Below are 21,057 nucleotides of genomic sequence, written 5' to 3'. Positions count from 1 at the left end.
ATTCACTCGGCGTCGAGACTCGCCTCGGCGGTGAGCGTGGTGGGCGCCATCACCAGGTCGTCCATGGCGAGCACGAGCTTGGCCAGCCAGTCGGCACCGCGCGGATCGTTGGCCAGCACCACGGCGATATAGCGGCGACCGTCGCGCTCGATGATGGCGCTGTCGGAATGGTAGGTGCGCCAGGTGCCGGATTTGCGCAGGAACGTAGAGCCCGGATGGGCCGCGTTCAGGGCGCCGACGAACTTGTGGCCGAGGCCCGGCTCGCCGAGGATCTCGCGCATCGCCTCGCACGCATCGCGATCGACCAGACGATCGGTGGCGAGGAGGTAGTAGAAGCGCGCCACCTGATGGCTGGTAGCACCGTGGGAGATGTTGTGCAGCGGGTCGCGCTTGAAGGCGGGTTCCTTACCGTAGCTTTTACCGAGCCACAAGCCGCCTCCCTCGTTCGCCTCATAGAAGTGATAGCGCTCCGACTGCAGCAGCTTCAACACGTAGTCCCGGCCGACGATCTCCAGCGCTTCACGCGCAGACGCGTTGGACGAGTGGCGAATCATCGCCGTGAGGTGTTCGCGCAGGGGGTCCTCCAGCGCGAGGGAACCGTCGTGGATGCGTTGGAATGCGGCCAGCAGAATCGTGATCTTGGGCAGGCTCGCCGCGTACATCATGGCATCGCCGTTTACTTGCGCGAGACGCGGGTGGGCGATGTCCGTGATGTCCACCAAGGTCGCCGCCAGGCGCCGATCGCGTACGGCGCGGCGCAGTCCCAAGCGATCGATGTGTCCCTCGAGAGATCGTTGCAACTCTCCGTCCACCGCCTGGCGCAGCTCAGGGTAGGCGCCGTGGGCAACGCTTGCGAGGCAACACAGGGCGGTGAGCGTTGAGACGATCAGTACGCGGACGGTTCCAAGCATGGACGCTCCTGGAAGCGCAGATGAGGCGATGGGACGACACGCTACGGGATCTCGACGCCAGAAGATGCGGCGTAGGTCCTCTGCGCCAGCACTCAGCGGCGCGCGGATTCGACGCGACCTGAAATAGGCCCGGCGCGCCCCCGAATCAAGGGCGAATCATGCGGCAAATCAGCGTTCTGTCAAGCTGTTGGGCTAGGCATCGGAGGGCGCTGACCGTTTGCCAAGCCACCGGGGTAACAGCAATCCCGTGCGCGCACGGTATGCCGCCCACTCCGGGTGGCGCGCCATGCGTGCCTCCTTGTACGCGATGTTGGTCGCGAACAAGGCACCCCACACCCAGGCCAGCACGAGCCACGGGAGCCAATGCCCCGCCACCAGGGCGAAGCTTGCGTACAACAACATCTCGCCCAGGTAGTTCGGGTGTCGCACGTGGGTGAAGAAGCCGTCGGTGATCAAGCCGGCGCGATGGCGCAGGGTGAAGTACTTCTGAGCGTCGGCGCCCATCATCAGCACCACGCCAATGGCGTAAACGAACACGGCGGTGCCGAGCATCGCGGCGGCGGGCTGTCGGCCCAGGCCGTCGGCGATGAGGAGGTAGGGCGCCAACCAGTAAGGCATGAGCACGGTGAGCAGCATCATCAGGGCGCCGCCGAGGCTCACCCGGCGCTCCCACGCGATGTCGGGAAAGTAGCGGTCCTTGAGCAACCAGATGACGCCGTAGCTGCCGTGCAGCCCCGCGTAGGTCCAGGCGGCCACGGAGTCGTTGTCAAACCACGCCATCAAGGCCAGGGTGAAGGGCAAGGTGCCGCCCTTCTGCAGGTTGATGACCCACGCCATCTTGAAGATCCGCCGGCCAGGAAACCCCACCGTCAGCGCATCGGTGAGTGCTCGCAGCCCGCGAAACCAGGCGCCAGGCTCGTGCTCGTGGACGGTGCTGTTCATCCATCGATGGTGACAGGCACACGCTCGCCGACCAAGCCCTGCCACCCTCGCGCCCCCCGTGGCGCGCCGGCGCGTAGAATCGCGGCCCATGCAAACGCTCAGCTTTCGCGCCGGCCCCGGCGCCATGCGCACGATTCGCGAAGCGGGATTCTCGCCGGCCCGGATCGGCTCCCTGCTGGGCGCATCGGGCGGGGCGAAGTGGCTCGTGCTCAGCCAACTCGATCGGGTGTTCGCGCGCGAGATCCTGCCGCACCTGGTAGCGCCCGTGTTCACCCTCGGCTCGTCCATCGGCGCCTGGCGCTTTGCCTGCTTGGGCCAAGCCGACCCCCTGGCCGCGATCGACCGCTTCGAAGCCGCCTACCTCGCACAGACCTACTCCGAGCGCCCGGACAGCGACGAGATCACCGCCCGCAGCCACGACATCCTCGACACCCTCTTCGGCCACCAGGGGGTCGGCGAGATCCTCGAACATCCTGTCCTGCGCACCAACATCATGTGCGTGCGGAGCCGTCACCTGACGGCGACGGAAGGTGCTGCCGTGCTCGGCCCCGCCCTCGGGGCGGCCGCCCTAAGCAATCTACTGAGTCGCCGCAGCCTGGGCGCCTTCTTCGAGCGCGCGCTGTTCAGTGACCCGCGCGACCCTAGCCCCTTTGCCGACGCGAAGGGCTTCCCGCTGCACACGGTGCCTCTGTCCAGCGCCAACGTGCGGCCTGCGGTCGCTGCCACCGGCTCGATTCCGATGTTGTTGAACGGCGTGCGCGATATCCCCGGGGCACCGCCCGGCATGTACCGCGACGGCGGCGTGATCGACTACCACCTGGATCTGCCCCAGAGCCCGCCCGACGGTCGCCTGGCGCTCTACTTCCACTTCATCGACCGCATCGTGCCCGGCTGGTTCGACAAGCGTCTGACCCACCGCCGCGCGCAGGCGGCACACGTTCACAACACGCTGCTCATCAGCCCTTCAGCGGCGTTCGTGGCGACGTTGCCGAACGGCAAGATCCCCGATCGCAAGGACTTCACCACCTACCCGCCCGCCGAGCGCGAACGCCATTGGCGTGTGGCGGTGGATCGTTGCCGCGCCATGGCCGACGAACTGAGCGATGTGTTAGCCACGGGCACGATGGGCGATCGCCTCGAGCCCCTGCTACCCTGAGCTGCTACGCGCACCTGTCCGGTCATTTCGCTGGCGGGCATAAGGTTGGGCACGGCCGCGCACAGCACGGGTTCAATGGCGGAGCGGGCCGTCATCGCGCTCGTGTAAGGTCCTTCGACATTCACCGGCGAGGTCGCGAGCGTGCATCATCGTCGCCGAAAAACACGTCTCGCCTGAGGGTTCTCCTCACTGCGCACGCCGTTGCTCACGCCGCCCCCTCGACGAGCGTGGGCGCTAGGCGTCACGGCTGTTATCCTCTGCGCCCCCAAAAGATCCAAGCTATGGAGAGCTCAGTGGAGATGAAACCGGATTTCGCCCAGTGGATGCCCCGTCGAACCGCGCTTGCGGCCGTGATCGGCCTCAGCGTGAGCGCTCAGGCGGCCAACTTTCCTGCTGAAGTCGAGGTAGACCTGCTGCGCGAAAGCGCCGGTAACGACGGCAACGCTGGCTTCACGCTCTTCAGCGACGAACAAGAGGTGTTCAGCCGCCTCGGCAGCTTCGTCGCGAACGTCGGGGATCTCAACAACGACGGCTTGCCGGACTTCGCCGTCAGCGACTCCGGCGTCAACCGCGCTTATGTCGTATTCGGCGACAGCAATGGCTTCCCCGCCACCCTGCGCCTGGACACGCTGGATCCGGCCGAAGGCGGCGACGGCTCCGCCGGCTTCGTGCTGATCGACACCGATCGCTTGCGCATCGCAGGGGCCGGTGACGTCAACAACGACGGCGTCGACGACATGATCTGGTCCTCCATCTCCCTGGCCGAGACCTACGTGCTCTACGGCCAGACCACCGGCTTCCCGGCCACCATCTCGCCGGAGGAACTGCGCGCGGCCAACGGCGGCGACGGCACCCTCGGCAGCGTCCTGCTGGTCGCCGGCGAGCCGGATCTGCGCCTCGGCGACACCGTCGCCGGCGCTGGCGACACCAACGGCGATGGCATCGACGACCTCATCCTGCGCGCCGGTGCCGGTGGCGACTGCAACTTCAACGTCACCTTCTGCTCCGGTGAGTACTTCCTGGTGTACGGCGTGGACGGCGGCTTCGGCGCCGGCATCGACCTCGGCGCCCTGCGCCCGGCCAACGGCGGCGACGGTTCCGCGGGCCGGGTGATCATCGGCCCCGCACGCTCGGATATCACGGCGCCCACGGCCGCGGTCGCGGGCATCGGCGACCTCAACGACGACGGCCTCGACGACATCGTCCTCGGCACGCCGGAAACGGGGGTTCAAGCTCCCGCCGGCCGCGCCTTCGTGGTCTACGGCGATAGTGACGGCAGCGCCGAACTCCTGCTCGCCGACCTGCTCGCGGAGAACGGCGGTGACGGCAGCATCGGCTTCGCCATCAACCCCGAGGTCGACGCTGACCTCAGCCGCGTCGCCGCCGCCAGCGCCGGCGACGTGAACGGCGACACCATCCCCGACTTGCTGATCGGCGCCGCCCTGGCGAGCCCGAACGGCATCACCGAGGCGGGCAACGCTTACCTGATCCTCGGCCAGGCCGGCAGCTTCGGTGCGGAACTCGATCTCGCCTCCCTGCGCGCCGGCGACGGCAGCGCCGGCAGCGTGTTCGAGACGGACACCGCCGACGACGGCACCGGCTACGCCGTAGGCGCGGCCGGCGACCTCAACGCCGACGGCATCGACGACCTCATCATCGCCGCGCGTCGTGAGGGCGCTGGCACCCTCCCCGGCTCCGTGTTCCTCCTCTACGGCACCGCGTCCGGCTATGCGCCCGTCGTCGACCTAACTTCACTACTAGCCGCTAACGGCGGTAACGGCGAGGCGGGCACCGTGTTCCAGGCCAGCTCCGCCGACGCCTTCGACGAAGTGCAGGCGATCGGCATCGGCGATGTGAACGGCGACGGCATCGACGACCTCGCCATCGGCGCCAACCGCGCCCGCGGCGTGGACGAGGGCTTCGACGACAACGGCGAGGCCTACGTGATCTTCGGCCGCCTGCCGCCGCAGCTCAGCACCCAGATCATCGGCCTCAACCTGTCGCTCGGCGCGTGCCGCAACGTGGACAGCGGTGAGACGGTCTCCGTCGGCCTGCCCGAGTTCGCCCTCGACGAGTCCTTCGACTGCGCCGCCCTGGATCTCACCTTCGCCCCCGGCGATCAGGTGATCCTCCAGGGTGAGGGCACGAACTTCGGCACCGCGCTGAACGGCAGCGTGATCGGCCTCGCCGACGGCGGCAACGTGGTCTGCCGCCGCGAGGACACGCTGGAGGAAGTCACCGTCGACATCGCGGCGGATGGCACCTGGGACTGCGAAGCCGGCGGCTTCAGCGCCCCCAATCAGGTGCCCGTCACGGTGATCGTACGTGGTAGCGCCGAGCCGCTGTTCACCTCGCCCGAGCGCATCTCCCTCACCCTCGACGGCATGGACACGCGCACGGCCGCCTGCCAGAACCTGACGGACCCGCAAACGGTGACGGGCGTGCTCGCCGATGTGCGCCTCAGCGAGACCATCGACTGCGAAGCCCTGGGCCTCACCGCCAGTGCAGGCGACACAGTCAGCATCCAGGGCCGCGGGCGTAACTTCGGCGCGGGCCTCTCGGGCAGCTTCGAGCAGCTCGCCACCGACGTGATCGTGCGCTGTGAGAACAACGTTCTCGGCGAAGTGCAGTTCATCACGCCGGCGCCCGGCGACAACACCTTCGACTGTGCGGCCACGGGCCTCACGCTGCGAAATGGGGACACGGTGACCGTGACCGTGCGCGGCGCCCTGCCAGCCGCCCAGGAGTAGGCCTCGAGGGGGCGCTCCGCTGCCGAAAGCGGAGCGTCCCCAAAAGCTGAATGCGTTCCGCGACAAAAGCACAGCGCTATGGCACCGTCACGAACCTGAAGCGGCACCGGCGACGAATACGCTCGGAATACGGCTCGTGACCCCACGGCCACCGTCAGTCCGCGCAACGAGGCCGTGCCCATGAGTTCCCCCCCGCCGCAGCCATCCCCCATCGCCGCCTGCTCCTTCTGCAGCAAGCCGCGCTACGATGTCGCGACCCTGATCTCCGGTGAAGGGGGATACATCTGCGATGGGTGCATCCGCCACTGTGCAGACATCCTGAACGGCGATGCGCCCGAGGCCGCGCCTACCATCGAGTCTCCGCGCGCTCTGCTCGAGCATCTCTCGAGCCGGCTGATCGGCCAGGAAGCTGCCAAGCGCCAGCTGGCCGTCTCCGTCTTCCACCACCAATACGGCAAGCGGGGCGCCGGCTCGTCACGCTTGCTGCGCAAGCAAAACCTGCTGTTCCTAGGGCCCACCGGTTCCGGCAAGACCTACATGATGCAGTCGCTCGCGAAGAGCCTGAACATCCCCATGGTCACCGTGTCAGCCACCGCCTACACGCAAACCGGCTACGTGGGCGATGAGGTGGAATCGATGCTGCGCTACCTCCTCGAACGTTGCGACAACAACATCGAGCGCGCCGAGAGCGGCATCGTCTTCATCGACGAGATCGACAAGATCGCCACCACGGGCTCCGGCCCCAGCGAGACGCAGTTCCGCGACGTCTCCGGCGCAGGCGTGCAGCAGGACCTGCTCACCATGATGGAAGGCACCGTCGTGCGCCTGCCCGCCGGCGGCGGTCCGCGCCACCTCACGCAGGACTTCATCGAAATCGACACGAGCAACATCATGTTCGTGGCCTCCGGGGCCTTCGTCGGCATCGAGGACATCGTCGAGCAGCGCTTGTACGAGAAGACCAAGGGCGAGAGCGATGAGCCCGAGGACGAACACCTCAAGCGGCAGGAGAATAAGCTCCGCCAGCAGGTGCTCATCGAGGATCTCATCGAATTCGGCCTGTTGCCGGAGTTCGCCGGACGCTTCGCGGCTTACGTGCCCTTCGATCATCTGCTGATCGACGACCTACTCGCCATTCTGCGCAACCCGAACGGGTCGCCCGTGTGTGAGTACCAGCGGTACTTCCAGGCCTACGGCGTGGAACTGGTGGTGGACGAGGGCGCGTTGCTCGCCCTGGCCGAACAGGCCGAGGCGCTCGCCACCGGGGCGCGGGGACTGCGTTCGATCGTCGATCGGTGCTTTCGCGACGTCTTGTTCGAACTTCCCGAGTGGCGCGGCGTGCGGCGCGTGGTGTTCGGCCGCGACGCGGCCCTAGGCACGCGAGAACCCGGGCTGGAGCACTAGCCAACCTAATACGTGGGAGGCCACCGCGAGCGACGCTCCTCCTGTTGCACCGTACGTCCAAGCACAAGCGCACCCATATCTCGGTGCCCGATCGCGAAACGGCTGTAGATCCGCTTCTTCGCTGCGGTAGACTGAGCCAATCCCTGCTCGTGCTGTGCTCCCGACCCCGGAGGGAATCCGATGCAAGCGACCAAGCAACAAGCGCTCGACGCTATCGCTACGCTACCGGACGATGCTGATCTTGACGAGATCATGTACCGCCTCTACGTGCTCGATAAGGTCAACAAGGGCCGCCAGGATGCTGCCAACGACAAGCTGACGTCCACCGAAGACCTGAGGCGAGAGATCGACAGGTGGTGAGATGGGCCGATCAGGCCAAGACGGATCTCAAAGCCATCTACCTCTTCATCGCGCGAGACTCAGAGTACTACGCCAAGAAAGTCGTCAGCGAACTCGTCGATAAGGCCGAGCTACTCAGCGACCTCCCGCACCTCGGCCGTGCCATACCAGAGCTAGGCGATGTCAGCGTGAGAGAGATCTCCGCCTACTCTTACCGAATCATCTACGCGGTCACGCCGCCCGACGATAGCGTCTGTGTCCTCGCTATCGTTCACAAGCGCAGAGACTTCGCCCCTTCTGAGATCGGTAGGTAGATCGGTGGTAATGTACTCTCAGTGTGACCCGTTTGAGTCGACCCTAGAAAACGTCTGCGAAGAACGCCCAGTACTCCGGACTCACCCGCAAGGCACCGAACAACTCCCGGGGCGAATGCCCCACGCCTTCAAGCTCCATGTAGCTATGCGCTATCCCCAGCTCGGTAAGACGGGCGGAGAAGCGCTTGTTCGGCCCTAGCACCGGATCGCTGTCGCCCACGATCAGCCGCAGGCTGAAGCTCTCCGGCAACGACTCCGCGTACTGCCCCGCGAGCGCCCAAGGGCTTTGTGAGCGGAAGTACTCCTGATCCCCGCCGTACACGCGGTCGAGCACGTCCTGAGCATGCGCCCGGCCGACGATGGGTGCCTGCTCCGGATCCAACACCTCCTGCATCGGCCCCGCGCTCAACATGGAGGCCGCGCCAAACAGCTGCGGGTACTTCAAGCCGAGGCGCGCGGCGCCGTAGCCGCCCATGCTGCCGCCCTCGACCAGGCGCCCGCTCGACGAGGCAAGCGTGCGGTAGGTCGCGTCGATGTGCGGCACGAGCTCACGCACCAACATCTGCTCCATCGGCACGCGCCCGTCCTTCGAATCCACCCACATGGCCTGCTTGAGGCCATCGGGGAACACGAGGATCATCGGCGGCGCCTTGCCGCTGGCCATGGCGGGCAAGAACATGCGCGAGACGATAGCGCTCGCCCCCTTCGACGACCCGTTGGTGCCGTGCAGCCAGTACACGACGGGGTAACGCTGATCCCCCTCGGCGTAACCCTTGGGCAGCAACACGTGGTAATCGAGCGCCATCCCGAGGACCTTGCTGTCGAGCTTGCCAGACTCCAGGCCCGGCGGTGGCGGTGGCGGCTTGCCGCCCCCAGGCGGCGGGCCGCCCTGGGCGAACGCCGCTGCCGATAGGAACAGCGAAAGCACTGCGGGGAACGCGAGAAGGCGAATCGATCGATGCATCATGCGGGCCTTATTCCGTCGTTAATCGGAAAGATCGCTCCCTTAGGGGACGATCATCACCTTGCCGACGTTCGCCCCTTCCATGGCTTTGGGCAGGCGCGCGTGGGCCTCGCGCAGGGGAATCTGCTCACGCACATCCGTGTGCCACACCCCACGCACGAAGCGGTCCACCACCTCACCGAACACCTGGCGCCGCGCATTGTCCTCGAGAGCCGGGAGCCAGGAGGATAGCCAGAAGCCCTCGATCGACTTGCCCATGAAGATCAGCTGCCCCAGCTGGTCGAGCACGGTGGGCTTGGTGTCGAGCAGGCCGTAGATGAGCCAACGCGACCGCGACGGCATGGCGAAGAACACCTTGGACGACACCTCGTCGGCCACGGCGTCGAGCAGCACTCGGGGCTTGGACTCGGCGATGAGGGCCTTGAGGTCGTCGGCGAAGGACGCCGAGGTCTGATCGAGGACGTGGGTCGCCCCCAGGTCCTTCAGCGCCTGGATCTGGCTGGCCCGGCGCACGAGCACGATGCTCGTGAGATCGCGATCGCGGGCGAGGCCGACCATCAGCTTGCTCAGCTGGCTGGCGCCGGCGGTAATGATCACGGCCGAGGACTTGGTGTTAACGACTTCATTGATCATGCCGACGGCGGTGAGCGGATTGACGAAGAAGGCGGCGGCGTCCTCGTCCTTGATCGCCTCCGGCAGGGCGATGCAGCTGCGCGCCTCGCCGAGGACGAACTCCGACCACGCCCCCGTGCCCGTCTTGGCCCGGGTGAAGGCTACGCGCTGACCGACCAACTCCTCACCACCAGCCCCGGCGGCGACCACCTCACCACAGCCCTCGAAGCCCGCCACGTCACCGCGCACGCGCGGCAGGCCGTACTCGCCCTTGATGAAGTGCACGTCCGAAGGATTCACCGGCGACATGATGAGCCGAATCAGCACCTGCCCTTCGCCCGGGGCCGGCACCTCGACCTCCGTCGCCTCCAGGTAGGGATCGAGCGACTCCACGTAGGGGCCACTGGGGGTGGTCGTGGTGAAGCCCTCTTCCTTGAGGGTGAGGGCGAAGCTGCGGGTGGGCTCAGACATCAGGGGTGGCTCCATCGAAAGAATGCGGGAAGGATACGCCGAACGCCGCCGGGACGCCCCTACGACGCGCGGCTTCTGGTAGCGTTCCCCCTCCCCCGCTCGCATAGGAGGACTCCCCATGGCAGGCCCCGCGCCCGACACCCCTGCACGCCTCATTTACGGCTGCATGCGCCTGGTTGGCGATGGCAGCGCCGCCGATCGCGAGCGAGGTAAGCGCGCCGTGCACGCGGCCGTGGACGCGGGCTACCGCACCTTCGACCATGCGGACATCTACGGCGCCGGCGAGTGCGAGCGCCTGTTCGGTGAGGTGTTGGCAGCGTCGCCGGGCCTGCGCGACGAACTCACCCTGATCGGCAAGTGCGGCATCCGCATGGCGGACGCTCACGGCCCGAAACGCTACGACTTCTCCCGCGAGCACCTGCTCACGAGCGTCGATGGGAGCTTAGACCGCCTGGGCGTCGAGCACCTGGATGTCCTGCTCCTGCACCGTCCCGATTACCTGTTCGACCCCGAAGAGGTGGCCGAGGCCTTCAGGACCCTGCGCGAGGCAGGCAAGGTGCGCACCTTCGGCGTCAGCAACTTCTCACCCTCTCAGGTAGATCTGCTCGCGAGTGCCCTCGACGCCCCGCTCGTCGCCAACCAGGTGGAGATCAACCTAAGGCACCTCGACACCCTGTCGGATGGCACCCTCGACCAATGCCTGCAACGACACATGACCCCCCAGGCCTGGTCGCCCCTCGCCGGCGTGATCAACACGGACCTAACGCCCACATTCACCACCGAAGACAAACAACGGCTAGACCAGGAACTCACCGAGCAAGCCACCCGCTACGAGGCAGCCCCCTGGCAAATCGCCCTAGCCTTCCTACTAAAACACCCAGCCAAAATCGCCCCCATCGTAGGCTCCACCACCCCCCAACGGATCGCAGCCGCTACAGCAACCACCCACCTCCAGTACACGAGAGCGGACTGGTACCGCCTACTGGAGGCCCGCCAGGGCAAACCAGTCCCCTAGCGAAGCGCGGCACACGTGCGGCCGCCATCCCCGCATGCCCAGCGGGGATGGCGGGCGCACGTGTTCCGCGCCCCGCCTACACCGCGTCCGTGGAGATGAACTGATCGGCAGCGGCGATGGCTGCCTCCAGTTCGCTGATCAAGGACTCCACGTCAGCCTCGATCACCGCCACTTCCCCGCGCAGGGAGGCGATCGCCTGGGCGTTCAGGTTGTGCTTGAGGAAGAGCACCTGATCGGCGAAGGGCGCCAGCGCCGGCGCGATCCGCGCCTCGGCCCGCCGCATGGCGCCGAGCATCTCATCGTAGCGCCCCCGCGTGTCTTCGAGCTGGCGACGGCTCTGCGCGCGCAGGCTCTCGCTGCTGTACTGATCGAGCTCGCCCTCCCACTCGCGGAACAGGGCGCCGGCCACATCCTCGATCGCATCGATCCGCTCGGTCACCTTGCTCGCCTTGGCCTGCGAGCGCTCGAGCTCACGGTTGAGGTCGTTGTAGAGGCGTTCGAGATCGCCACCGTCGAAGTCCACCACGCTGCGGAATTTCTCGAGGGCCGTGGTGAACTGCTCCGCGGCATCCACCTGCGAGGCGCGGGCGTCTTCCACCCGATCGACGAGGATCTCGCGCTTGTGCACACCGAACTGTTCCAGCGTGTCGTAGTAGACGGTGGAACAGGCGCCGAGGAGGAGAGCCAGGCAAGCGCTGGCGACGAGACGAGGGAGCTGCATGCGGTGGGGTCCTTGCGTGTTCTTGTCCGATCGATGGCGTGTCGCGTGCACGCGCGCGACTGGGACGGGAGTGTAGCGCAGGCACGGGGAGGCGCCGTGGGTGCGATCGGTGAACAGTTGTCAGGGCCGATCCGTCTCCTGGCCATCGCCGAGCGCGACAGCCTGGGCGCCAGGCGGACTGCCACCCACGCCGCCGACGCCCACCGCGGAGAGATCGAAGGCACCGCGACCCAGCAGGGCTCGCATGGCGTTCAGACTCTCCTGCTCGGTCACCCGTCGTTCGATGACCAGGGCGTCGTCGATAGGCGCCTCGGCCGGGCGTGGTCGCAGCACCAGGCGATGGCCCAGCGCCGGGGCGTGGAGGCCGTAGACCTGGCGGACGACCCCATCCGCGGACAGCTCGACCTCGATCTCCACCACGTGCTCGCTCGCCACCACCGCCACCAACGTGGTGAACCCTGCGGCGCGAGGGCCACGCTCGGCGAGCAGGTAGACATTCGCCTCGACCAGGGCACAGCTGAGGTCATCGCCGTGGTGGGCCGGCAAGCGAAACCCATCGCCGGACAGGCGAGCGGCGGGCAGGCGCCGCATGGGATCTTCGCCACAGGCCCGCAGGTAGCGATTCAGCTCCACCGAGTACACGTAGCGCACGAGCTGATCGCGGACCGAGTCCGGCCACTGCTCGATGATGCGGTCAGCCTGCGTGGGGGTGAGGTAGCCATCGACGATGCGCGGCGTACGGTCTCCCGGCGTGCAACTCACCAGCAGCAGCGAGGCCGCGAGGGTCGCGGCGAGCAATCGTCCATGACAGCGGCTAGCCAACATCACGCATCTTCGGGCGAAAGAAGGGCAAGCGCACATTATGTCGCCAAGGGGCACCAAGCTCCCCGATTGATCGACGATCGGTCGAATAAACCGATCGAATGATGCATCGCACCGTCGCCGCCTAGTACATGTGGCGTATCGCACCGCGCTCGCCGCCGCTGTATTCTCTGCACAAACTCGGTGCATCGATGCACCCTCAACGTGTTATCTATCGACCCCCAAGGAGCGGATGCGATGACCTCGAGAGTGAACTTGGCGATCGCGGCGGGACTCGTGCTGGCGAGCGCCGCAGCCACGGCACAGGTAGAGTTCGGCTCGGACCTCAAGAGCAGCTGCAAGCAAATCCAGGCAGCTATCGACGGCGATGACCTGAACCGCGCGCTGGAGCAAGCGCGCCTGTGCGTCACCGCACTGGAGCAGGAAGCGGAGGGCGCGCTGAAGGACCTGTTCCCGGAAAAGGTGGCGGACTACGAGCGCACCGACTTCCGCCAGGAGCGCGCGATGGGCTTCGCCAACACCACCGCCACCTACAAGAGCGCTCAGGCGACCATCCGCGTTGAGCTCACGGGCAGTACCGGCGGCGGTGGCCTCGGCGGCCTCGCCGGGCTGGCGCGCATGGGCATGGCGGCGGGCGGCGGCGCCATGCGTGTGGACGGTTTGGACGCGATGCTGGACGAGAGCGGCGCCGTCACCATCTTCCTCGCTGACGGATCGCTGCTGAAGGTCTCCAGCCGCGATATGCGCAGCCGCGAAGCCGCGACGGAGGGGTTGCCGCCGTTCCTGAACGACTTCCCGGTGAAGGAGATCAGCGACGCACGCAAGAAGTAAGCGCGGGACACGCCCTTGACGACCCCGAGCGCCGAGCGCGGCCGCCGCGTCCCCACCCACCTGCGCCTGCTCCTGGGCGCCGTGCTGGCGGTGGGACTCGGCTTGCTGGCCGGCGTGCTCGGAATGGCGATTGCGGGCCGCTGCTGCGTGCCTGCGGGGAGCGGGTTGGCCGGTCCCGGCATCGTCATCGGCTACGGCTTGCTGGCCGGCCTCGGTGGCGCGGTCCTCGGCCTGATCCTCGCCCTGCGCCTGGCCAGGCGGCCGCTGCTGATCGCGAGCGGGGTGGCGGGCGTGGGCGGCACCATCGTCGCGGCCCTCCTCGGGCTTGGGCTCTACAACAGCGCTCAGGAGTCCGCCGCGGTTCTCGAGGCCGCCTACGCACGCCTACCGGCCTTCGACCTCGTGCTCGAGGTGACGCAGGGCGCCCCCTTCTCGCGCTTCGAGGCGAACTGGGGCGAGCGTGCGACCACGGTAATCGATCGAGAGGGCCGCACCTGCCGACGCGCGCTGCAGGGCCGCGACGCGGTGCCCCTGCTCGAGTCCCTGCGTGCCGTGGAAGGGGTGCTCCTGCAATCACCCTCGCCTTGCGCGAATCGACCCGGTCCGCCCGTTCAAACCCTGCGGTTCCTGGTGCGTGAAGCGCTGCCACCGAACACGTCCGGTGAGCTGACGATCAGCGCCGCGTGCCTCGAAGCGTGGCCGGCGCTCGCCAAGCCCCTCGCCGCCGCCCAAGACGTGCTGGGACGCGCGGGGAGATGCCTCCCCTGAGACTAACTGGTCTGTCCCAGCGGTTTCGGGAGTGATGAGCGAGTCATTCGTCGGCGAGATGAAGGCGCACTGACGAGTAATGGCCTGAGCCATTGCGAGGAAGTGCAACGCGCAGATCGTGGACGAAGGGCTCGCTCAGCACTTTCGAAACCGCTGGGACAGGCCACTATTCGCTAGGTGGTAGTTCCTGGCTGTCGGCGGCCAGCAGCAGGGCCTGGGCATCCAACTTACCCATACCCATCATCGCTGCGATAGCGCGGGCGCGGCGCCCAGGATCATGGTCCGCCATGAGCTGGTACAGCACCTTCGGCGCGACCTGCCAGGACACGCCGAAGCGATCCTTGAGCCACCCGTAGGCCAGGGCCTCACCTCCGTCCGCCAACAGGCGTTGCCAGTACACGTCCACCTCCGACTGCGCATCGCAGAGGGCGGCTAGGGATGCCGACTGACCGATGGCAAATCCCGGGCCCGTATTCATGGCCAGAAAAGGGCGGCCCGCCAGTTCGAAGGACACGCTCATCACCGACCCCTCGGTCGCCGGCAAGCCGGCAGGCGCGTAGGTGGTCTGGATCAGGCGCGAGCGCGGGAAGATGGACGTGTAGTACGCCGCCGCGGCTTGCGCCTGATCATCGAAGGTCAAAACGGTAGCGACGTCCATAGTGTCTTGCGCCTCGCAGTGATCAAGAACCTAGACGCCGAACTCCGCCCGCAACTTCTCCACGTGCGCCATGGCCCGCGGACGCCCGGCACCGCCGTTGAACTTGTACTCCTGGGTGCCCTCGTGGAGCACTACGTCCGTGTCCAGACAGGACGTCGTGGCGTAGGTGAACCCAGCAGGCAGCTTGCGGTAGATCGGCGTGAAGTCGCGGCCGGCCGTCGCATCGTGCAGGGCCTGGATGGAGTCGATTACGAAGTACGTATCCTGGAAGTCACTGATCACGTAGTCCGTGCGCATCACCCGCTCGGGCACGAGCTTCACCCGATGGGGGCTCGGCGAGTAGAGCGAGTACAGGGTCTCGTCCGGCGAGGACAGGATGCCCGCCCCGTACACGCGCAGCCCCTCCTCCTCCTGGATCAGGCCGAACTCCACCGTGTACCAGTAGAGGGCACCGAAGTTCTTCAGGCGGTTGTACTCGATGGCGCGGCGTCCGCCGGCGCCGTAGGCCTGCACGTAGTCGGCGAAGAAGGGGTCCATGAGCATGGGCACGTGGCCGAACACGTCGTGGAACATGTCCGGCTCTTCCAAGTAGAAGAGGTCGTCCTCCACCTGCGTGTACTCCACGTGCTCAGGGGCGCGCCCCTTGTTGGCGTCGCGCACCTTGGTCGTCTGCGGATGCCCGCCGCGGATGAAGGCACCGGCGGGAAAGCGCCGGTTTTCCAGGTGCCAGAAGAAGACGTTGTCCGGAATGAGTTCGGGCACGGCGATCACGCTCCAGCCCGTGGCGGGGCGCAGCACCCTGTTCAGGTCCTCGAAATCGGGGATGCCACTGTCGAACTGGGGGCTCAGGGCATCGAAGCCGCGCATGAAGTCCTGGCAGGCGCGCCCGGGCAGGAGGCGGCGCTGGTTCTCGTAGAGCAGGCGCCAGCGCTCGTGTTCCGCGTCCGTGTAGCGGGGCTGGCGCTGGAGGCGCCAGGCCGTGGTGTCGAAGTCTTCCTCTTCCAGACGATAGCCGGCGGGACGGCGGGCATAACGGTGCAGGGCGCCGCCGGGGCCGGTGATGCCGTGGCCCGCGTCTTGGAGCAGCGGGTCGAAGAAGGCGTTGCCCATCTCGGGGATAGTGGTGTCGCGGGGGCGATCGGTGATCACGGAAGTAACCGTTCTGGGAGACAAAAACGGCTCGCATTGTAGCGCTTGCGGGCACGCGCCGCGTACTTGACAGGCGCGCTGCCAGACCGCGCGCCCGCGGTGTCCGGTGAGGGCTACGCTGAGGACAGCACGCCGTTGGCCCGCCGATCCCACCTGACGCCCCGTTGGGCGCACTGATGCCTGCGCAAGGATGATGACCGTTGACACCCCATCGAACAGGCGTATACTCCGCGCCCCTATGAACAAACTATCAATACAACTAGGCACCCATGACGCGAGGCAGCGCAGTAACGCGCGCCGTCGTGAGGCCTTCCTGCGCGTGCCCGCGTTGTGGCGGCATTGCCCCCGCACCGTGTTCGGCGGCCAGCGGCCGATCGTGACCTAACCCCTGCCAGAACATCGTTGGCAGGGTATTCCCTGTCAACCGAAAGAGCCCCGGTTGGCATGCGCTGATCGGGGCTCTTTTCGTTTCGCCCGCAAAGCGGGTTGGGAGGGACGCATGAGAATTCAGTCGTACCGCGACACGGCGCGCCACGCGCGCAGCCCTGGCGCAACGACGATGGTTCGCCCACGCAGCGCTCGCCGCGCGTGGGCGAACCCACCGAGGTCAATGGATGCCATAGCGGGTTCTGCCAGCCCGCGCGGCGCACCTACGCTAGCCATCGCATGCGTGCGTTCCGTGGAGCCATTAACCGCCACCAACCTGCTCAAAACAGGTACTGGAATTAGCTCAGTTGGGTAGAGCACGGACAGTTAACTCCGTAGTCCTCGGTTCAAATCCGAGATTCCTCCTTGGAAACCCCTGAGGCGAGGGTATCGCTTCGACATAGGGAGCCGTTCCCAGCGCATCGCTTGCGCAAGCCGCAAGGTGCGCGAAGAGCGATGGGCAGCAGCGGCAGCGACGGCGAGCCGTGCTTGCCCCGCCCGACCGGCGGCCCGCCCCTCGGAGCGCATCGATCATCCGGTCGACGCGCGACGCGGGGCGCACCGGCGGTCCGGTGGGAACAGGCGCAGCACGTCCTCGCCGCCACTGTGGGAACGGCACCCGCTTTACGCCGATCGCATGGGCGGTCGGACCTTTGAGGTGTAGCCGCAAGCTCCGCCTTTCACCGCAGCAAAGGAGAACGCACCAATGTTCTTGTTTACTAACCACATCGTGCGCAAGCACGAGCGCGGTCTCCTGTTTCACAACGGGGACTTCAAGCGCTTCCTCGACCCGGGGAAGTACCGGTTCTTCAACTGGCGGGGTCGCTACACCGTCCAGCGCTTCGATATCGCGACGCCGCGGTTTCAGCACCCGCTGACGGACTACCTCGTGACCTGCGAGGCGGACGCCACGGCGGAACGCCTCGAGGTAGTGAGCACGGGCGCCAACGAGGTGGCCGTGATCTCCTACGACGGTCGTCCGGCACAGGTGCTCGGGCCGGCGCAGCGGCGCCTGTACTGGAAGGGTGTGGTCGCGCTTGGCGTCGAGCGCTTCGACATCGAGCAAGACGTGATGCTCGACCTCCCCGTGGCACGGCGCTTGTTCACCGCCCACGAGCAGGAGCACGTGGACGGACTGCAAGCCGCGGTCAACTTGAGCGTGGTACAGGCGGGTTGCGCCGGCTTGCTCTACGTCGAAGGTGAGCTCGTGAAGTCGCTGGCGGCCGGCACCTACGCCTTCTGGCGTCTGCGCTCGGCCGTGCGCCTGGAGCAGGTGGACACGCGGGTGCGCACGCTCGACGTCTCGGGGCAGGAGATCCTGACCCGCGACAAGGTGAGCCTGCGCATCAACGTGACCGCCACCTACCAGGTGCGCGACGCACAGACCGCCTGGACGGCAGCGAAGGACCCGCTGGATCACCTCTACAAGGAGGTCCAGTTCGCCCTGCGGGCAGTGGTCGGCACCCGAACCCTCGATGCGCTGCTCGAGGATAAGGAGGCCATCAACCACTCGGTGCTCGAGGGGGTGAAGGCCCGCTTCGCCGCCATCGGCATCGAGGTGCTTGGCCTTGGCGTGAAGGACATCATCCTGCCCGGCGAGATGAAGTCCTTGCTCGGCCAGGTGGTGGAGGCGGAGAAGGCGGCCCAGGCCAACGTAATCCGTCGCCGTGAGGAGACCAACGCCACGCGTTCGCTCCTCAACACGGCCAAGGTGATGGAGAGCAACAGCGTCGCCCTGCGCCTGAAGGAGCTGGAGACGCTGGAGAAGGTGACCGAGAAGATCGGTTCACTCTCCGTGCACACCGGCGCCGGTGCCGGGCTCGAGTCGCTGCTCAGCGATCTCGTGCGCCTGAAACAGTAAGAGTGAAGGGGGGCGTCCAATGGGGGACGCCCCCGACGTAGGCTCGCGGGACCCAAGTCACCACTCGCCCGTTCGGCGAGCCCCGTATCGCCTCCGGCTGCCGCGTAAGGGTCGCATCCACGGCCAAACCCGGGCAGACTTTCGCGCCATCTCCCACCGCCAGCGCTCAGCCCCGACCCAAGGAGCTTATGACGTGTCCAGTCCCATCAGAACGGTCTTCCTTGTCGTACTTAGCCTCCTGATCCTCTCGGTCGATCGTGCGCTGGCTGCCGCGCCCGCGCCGGAGATCCCCGACGAGTGGCCCACCTGGCTGAAGGAGGCAATGGCCACGGAGCGCAAGAAGCGCAAGCGCACCAAGCCTGCGACGGCCGGCGATCTCCAAATGAAGGTGTTGGGTAAGCTCACGGAAACGGAGAACATGGAGGGCAGCCTCTACTTCGCCGTCGACATCGGCGCCGATGTCCCCGCGAGCTGCTGGGTTTACGGTCAACCCCAATACATGGCCACCACCGTCAAGCTGCTGGTCGACGCACTGCTGGCGGAGAACGCCAGGGTCAACGACACCCCGATCAAACAACGCATCGTCTACTACAACGATTTCGGCGTGATCGAAGACATGCCCTACATGGCCAACGAGTGGCTATGGGTGATCGAGCGCGACGGCGAGACCAACATCGGCCTGCTCAAAATGCGTGCGGCCCAGAAGGATGGCACCTTGTTTGTGTGCGCCCACGATCAGCTCGGCTATCGGGAGACCTTCGCCGCCCTGTTCGACCAGGTGATGCGATCGGCCACCTGGCCTCACGACTACCAGGCGCCCTACCTGCGGGGCATCCACACGTTTACCGTTGCCGGCCGTCCCGCGGGCCTCGCCTGGCACGAGATGCGGCAGGCCGAGGACGGCGACACGGTCACGGTGGTGGAGATGTCCATGGCCCTGCAGGTGGACGAATTCACCCTGAGCACGAGCGACTCGAAGGAGCTCGCTCGCAGCACCTCTGATGGCCAGGTGATCAACGCCTTCTCCGAATCCGCCGAGAACGGCGAGGTCACCACCGCCCTCAAGCTGCGTGCCGACGAGTCCGGCAACTGGAGCGTAACCGGCCGTATGCAGGGCAAGGAGGTCGCCTTCGACCTGGGCGACGAGGTGCGACCGCTCTCCATCCTCGGTGAGAGCCTCACCATGCGTGCCCTGCTGAAGGATGACACCCGCACGTCGGCTCAGATCCCCGTCTGGGTGACCGGGGCGGATCCCTCCAGCTTCATCACGGCCGAGTTCGCCCTGGGCAAGCGCGGCAAGAAGACCTCGCAAGGGTCTTACTCGGTGGGCCCCATCGCCATCGAGGGTGAGTACGAGCACGAGACGGGCAGCATGCTGAACGGCTCCATGTCGATGGCGGGTATCACCATGAGCATGGAACTCGTGTACTCCTCCGGTGAGCTGCCCTAGTGGTGCTGGTCGTCATGCTTCGCCGAGCCCTCGCCATTGCAGCGCTTGGCGGGACGATAGCGGCGTACGCTCAGCAAGGCGAACCGTACGTGGCCTCGATTCCCTTCGAGGCCAACGGCGTGCAGATCAGGCCCGGCGAGCCCCTCCACCTGACCCTGTCCCTGCGCCAGAGCGCGCGGGCCGCGGAACGCTACGCGCAGAGCACGGTGATCGTGGAGGCCGTTCGCCCCGATGCGCTCGATCTGGTGGTGGCGGGACAGGATCGCTTTACCTCGCCGCCGTTGCCCCGTCACTCCGAGGCGAGCTTCGTCATCGATTTCGACGAGCCCGAACTCGCCCCTCTCGATGCCCAGGCCAAGGACCTGGATCCGGCCAGTGATGCACCTCCTGCCACCGCGGATCTCGCCCGCCTGGTCTTCGAAGCACTGCCTGAGAAGACCTACGCGCGGAGCTTCGATCTCGCCTCGCAAGCCGTCCGCGCCGGGGCCGGCGACTGTACGGAGCACTCGGTGTTGCTGGCGGCCCTGAGCCGTGCGCAAGGCCTGCCAGCCCGCGTGGTGTTCGGGGCGTTGATCGTGGCCGAGGCAAACGCTGCCTACGGCCACGCGTGGAACGAAGTGTTCGTGGACGGTGCATGGCGCCTCGTCGACGCCACCCTGCCCGATGCCGAGGAACAGGCGACCCTGTTCTACGTGCCCATGGCCACCTTCGACAACGAGGGCCCGGGCTACACGCTCGGCCTGTTCGACTCCCTGGGCTCCCTGCCCTCGAAGATCTCGCTACGGCCGGCCGATAGGTAGGGCCGGCCGACCGGTTGCGCGCGTGGACTAGCTCTGCGTCGCCAACGCCCGCTCGATCTTCAGCTGCAACGCGTAGACGTGCGCTGCACTCTCCACGTCGCGACGCCCCTTGCCGTCCAGCATCTCGCCGATACGCTTGAGGCTGTAGGACGCCATCGCCACTGCCGGCGCGTGGTAAGCCTTGGCCGCATCACCCCCGTCGGCCATGGCCGACAGGCGCGCCACGTAGTTGGCCTGAAGCTGCTGGCGATAGGAGTTGATCTCGCCCTTGGCGTCGGCCTTGAAGATGGCGTCGGTCAGTTCCGTCATCATCTGGCCGAGGGTGTAGTCATTGCCGTACTCCGCGCTGTCGGTGAGGCGCTTCATCACCACCGGGTGCAGCAGGTGATCGAGGGCGACGCTTTGAATCGCCAGCACGGCATCGTGCACCTTCGGATCTTCCGTCTTGCCGAAGTGATCGAAGCCACGACGCTGGGGCAGCGTCTGGCGGAGCAGGGCCGGCGGCATATCGAAGGCATCGGGCGCGAACACCTTATCCGCTAGCATCGCCATCGCCTCGCGCTGACGGTCTGCGGCGATCGGCGTGAGCGGATCGCCACCGCCGTCCTGGCCCACCACCGCACGATCCACCTGCACGCCGCCCACGTAACGCGAGGCCACCATGGCCGAGTTGCGCCACACGGCGAGCAACGCCGT

At 66.7% G+C, this 21,057-nt stretch carries 20 protein-coding genes and 1 tRNA gene; 12 read left to right on the top strand and 9 right to left on the bottom strand.

What is annotated here, in order from left to right:
* Positions 1–2 precede the first annotated feature (2 nt).
* Both AAF184_10250 and AAF184_10245 read right to left on the bottom strand, forming a co-directional pair.
* Entirely contained in the window at positions 3–911 is a 909-nt protein-coding gene (locus tag AAF184_10250) for a serine hydrolase (protein ID MEO0422706.1), read from the bottom strand.
* A 192-nt stretch (positions 912–1,103) separates the two neighbouring features.
* A complete protein-coding gene (locus tag AAF184_10245; protein ID MEO0422705.1) occupies positions 1,104–1,853 on the bottom strand; it encodes a DUF1295 domain-containing protein in 750 nt (249 codons plus the stop codon).
* Between the two features lie 88 nt (positions 1,854–1,941).
* On the opposite strand from AAF184_10245, the gene AAF184_10240 reads away from it, so the two are divergent.
* From AAF184_10240 to AAF184_10220, 5 genes are all read left to right on the top strand, one after another.
* Positions 1,942–3,009 carry a patatin-like phospholipase family protein gene (locus tag AAF184_10240; GenBank protein ID MEO0422704.1) on the top strand — a complete coding sequence of 356 codons (1,068 nt, stop codon included), beginning with the start codon at positions 1,942–1,944 and terminating at the stop codon, positions 3,007–3,009.
* Between the two features lie 299 nt (positions 3,010–3,308).
* Complete coding sequence (locus tag AAF184_10235) at positions 3,309–5,759, top strand: integrin alpha (GenBank protein ID MEO0422703.1); 2,451 nt, start codon at positions 3,309–3,311, stop codon at positions 5,757–5,759.
* Positions 5,760–5,939: 180 nt separating this feature from the next.
* Complete coding sequence (gene clpX, locus AAF184_10230) at positions 5,940–7,160, top strand: ATP-dependent Clp protease ATP-binding subunit ClpX (GenBank protein MEO0422702.1); 1,221 nt, start codon at positions 5,940–5,942, stop codon at positions 7,158–7,160.
* A 180-nt stretch (positions 7,161–7,340) separates the two neighbouring features.
* Positions 7,341–7,520: a hypothetical protein gene (locus tag AAF184_10225; GenBank protein MEO0422701.1), complete on the top strand. Its 180-nt coding sequence runs from the start codon at positions 7,341–7,343 to the stop codon at positions 7,518–7,520.
* The gene (locus AAF184_10220) at positions 7,514–7,813 is read left to right on the top strand and encodes a type II toxin-antitoxin system RelE/ParE family toxin (protein MEO0422700.1); all 300 of its coding nucleotides are present in this window, start codon (positions 7,514–7,516) and stop codon (positions 7,811–7,813) included. Before AAF184_10225 ends, AAF184_10220 begins: the two co-directional genes overlap by 7 nt.
* Before the next feature lie 43 nt (positions 7,814–7,856).
* On the opposite strand, the gene AAF184_10215 is transcribed toward AAF184_10220, so the two are convergent.
* A complete protein-coding gene (locus AAF184_10215; GenBank protein MEO0422699.1) occupies positions 7,857–8,780 on the bottom strand; it encodes an alpha/beta hydrolase-fold protein in 924 nt (307 codons plus the stop codon).
* Between the two features lie 39 nt (positions 8,781–8,819).
* Positions 8,820–9,860 (bottom strand): zinc-binding dehydrogenase, encoded by a 1,041-nt coding sequence (locus AAF184_10210; GenBank protein MEO0422698.1) that lies wholly within the window; start codon positions 9,858–9,860, stop codon positions 8,820–8,822.
* Positions 9,861–9,978: 118 nt separating this feature from the next.
* Between AAF184_10210 and AAF184_10205 the strand changes: the two genes are divergently transcribed.
* On the top strand, positions 9,979–10,875 hold the full coding sequence (locus tag AAF184_10205; GenBank protein ID MEO0422697.1) for an aldo/keto reductase: 897 nt from the start codon (positions 9,979–9,981) through the stop codon (positions 10,873–10,875).
* Between the two features lie 76 nt (positions 10,876–10,951).
* Here AAF184_10205 and AAF184_10200 read toward each other — a convergent pair whose 3' ends face one another.
* Positions 10,952–11,596 carry a DUF2959 domain-containing protein gene (locus AAF184_10200; GenBank protein MEO0422696.1) on the bottom strand — a complete coding sequence of 215 codons (645 nt, stop codon included), beginning with the start codon at positions 11,594–11,596 and terminating at the stop codon, positions 10,952–10,954.
* Positions 11,597–11,716: 120 nt separating this feature from the next.
* Positions 11,717–12,421 carry a hypothetical protein gene (locus AAF184_10195; protein ID MEO0422695.1) on the bottom strand — a complete coding sequence of 235 codons (705 nt, stop codon included), beginning with the start codon at positions 12,419–12,421 and terminating at the stop codon, positions 11,717–11,719.
* A 234-nt stretch (positions 12,422–12,655) separates the two neighbouring features.
* Between AAF184_10195 and AAF184_10190 the strand changes: the two genes are divergently transcribed.
* Positions 12,656–13,249 (top strand): hypothetical protein, encoded by a 594-nt coding sequence (locus AAF184_10190; protein ID MEO0422694.1) that lies wholly within the window; start codon positions 12,656–12,658, stop codon positions 13,247–13,249.
* Positions 13,250–13,264: 15 nt separating this feature from the next.
* Positions 13,265–14,017 (top strand): hypothetical protein, encoded by a 753-nt coding sequence (locus AAF184_10185; protein MEO0422693.1) that lies wholly within the window; start codon positions 13,265–13,267, stop codon positions 14,015–14,017.
* A gap of 166 nt (positions 14,018–14,183) precedes the next feature.
* Here AAF184_10185 and AAF184_10180 read toward each other — a convergent pair whose 3' ends face one another.
* Both AAF184_10180 and AAF184_10175 read right to left on the bottom strand, forming a co-directional pair.
* Entirely contained in the window at positions 14,184–14,675 is a 492-nt protein-coding gene (locus tag AAF184_10180) for a VOC family protein (GenBank protein MEO0422692.1), read from the bottom strand.
* Positions 14,676–14,705: 30 nt separating this feature from the next.
* A complete protein-coding gene (locus AAF184_10175; GenBank protein MEO0422691.1) occupies positions 14,706–15,824 on the bottom strand; it encodes a phenylalanine 4-monooxygenase in 1,119 nt (372 codons plus the stop codon).
* Between the two features lie 721 nt (positions 15,825–16,545).
* Here AAF184_10175 and AAF184_10170 point away from each other — a divergent pair.
* The 4 genes from AAF184_10170 (at position 16,546) to AAF184_10155 (ending at position 20,361) form a co-directional block, all read left to right on the top strand.
* Positions 16,546–16,617, top strand: a tRNA-Asn gene (locus AAF184_10170).
* A gap of 339 nt (positions 16,618–16,956) precedes the next feature.
* On the top strand, positions 16,957–18,111 hold the full coding sequence (locus AAF184_10165) for a slipin family protein (GenBank protein MEO0422690.1): 1,155 nt from the start codon (positions 16,957–16,959) through the stop codon (positions 18,109–18,111).
* A 193-nt stretch (positions 18,112–18,304) separates the two neighbouring features.
* Positions 18,305–19,561: a hypothetical protein gene (locus tag AAF184_10160; GenBank protein MEO0422689.1), complete on the top strand. Its 1,257-nt coding sequence runs from the start codon at positions 18,305–18,307 to the stop codon at positions 19,559–19,561.
* A gap of 89 nt (positions 19,562–19,650) precedes the next feature.
* Positions 19,651–20,361: a transglutaminase domain-containing protein gene (locus tag AAF184_10155; GenBank protein ID MEO0422688.1), complete on the top strand. Its 711-nt coding sequence runs from the start codon at positions 19,651–19,653 to the stop codon at positions 20,359–20,361.
* Between the two features lie 27 nt (positions 20,362–20,388).
* Here AAF184_10155 and AAF184_10150 read toward each other — a convergent pair.
* A partial coding sequence (locus tag AAF184_10150) for a zinc-dependent metalloprotease (GenBank protein MEO0422687.1) occupies positions 20,389–21,057 on the bottom strand: 669 nt, incomplete at its 5' end.

This window comes from Pseudomonadota bacterium (genome assembly GCA_039815145.1).
Classification (GTDB): domain Bacteria; phylum Pseudomonadota; class Gammaproteobacteria; order Steroidobacterales; family JBCBZW01; genus JBCBZW01.
The sequence above is the reverse complement of the archived record's forward strand: the minus strand, read 5'-3'. Positions and strand labels throughout refer to the sequence as shown.

Excerpts from the sequence above, each read along its gene's own strand:
- AAF184_10195 (MEO0422695.1), bottom strand. The coding sequence starts at position 12,421 with ATGTTGGCTAGCCGCTGTCATGGACGATTGCTCGCCGCGACCCTCGCG.
- AAF184_10205 (MEO0422697.1), top strand. The coding sequence starts at position 9,979 with ATGGCAGGCCCCGCGCCCGACACCCCTGCACGCCTCATTTACGGCTGC.
- AAF184_10180 (MEO0422692.1), bottom strand. The coding sequence starts at position 14,675 with ATGGACGTCGCTACCGTTTTGACCTTCGATGATCAGGCGCAAGCCGCG.
- AAF184_10210 (MEO0422698.1), bottom strand. The coding sequence starts at position 9,860 with ATGTCTGAGCCCACCCGCAGCTTCGCCCTCACCCTCAAGGAAGAGGGC.
- clpX (MEO0422702.1), top strand. The coding sequence starts at position 5,940 with ATGAGTTCCCCCCCGCCGCAGCCATCCCCCATCGCCGCCTGCTCCTTC.
- AAF184_10235 (MEO0422703.1), top strand. The coding sequence starts at position 3,309 with ATGAAACCGGATTTCGCCCAGTGGATGCCCCGTCGAACCGCGCTTGCG.
- AAF184_10250 (MEO0422706.1), bottom strand. The coding sequence starts at position 911 with ATGCTTGGAACCGTCCGCGTACTGATCGTCTCAACGCTCACCGCCCTG.
- AAF184_10240 (MEO0422704.1), top strand. The coding sequence starts at position 1,942 with ATGCAAACGCTCAGCTTTCGCGCCGGCCCCGGCGCCATGCGCACGATT.
- AAF184_10225 (MEO0422701.1), top strand. The coding sequence starts at position 7,341 with ATGCAAGCGACCAAGCAACAAGCGCTCGACGCTATCGCTACGCTACCG.
- AAF184_10190 (MEO0422694.1), top strand. The coding sequence starts at position 12,656 with ATGACCTCGAGAGTGAACTTGGCGATCGCGGCGGGACTCGTGCTGGCG.
- AAF184_10200 (MEO0422696.1), bottom strand. The coding sequence starts at position 11,596 with ATGCAGCTCCCTCGTCTCGTCGCCAGCGCTTGCCTGGCTCTCCTCCTC.
- AAF184_10245 (MEO0422705.1), bottom strand. The coding sequence starts at position 1,853 with ATGAACAGCACCGTCCACGAGCACGAGCCTGGCGCCTGGTTTCGCGGG.
- AAF184_10165 (MEO0422690.1), top strand. The coding sequence starts at position 16,957 with ATGTTCTTGTTTACTAACCACATCGTGCGCAAGCACGAGCGCGGTCTC.
- AAF184_10215 (MEO0422699.1), bottom strand. The coding sequence starts at position 8,780 with ATGATGCATCGATCGATTCGCCTTCTCGCGTTCCCCGCAGTGCTTTCG.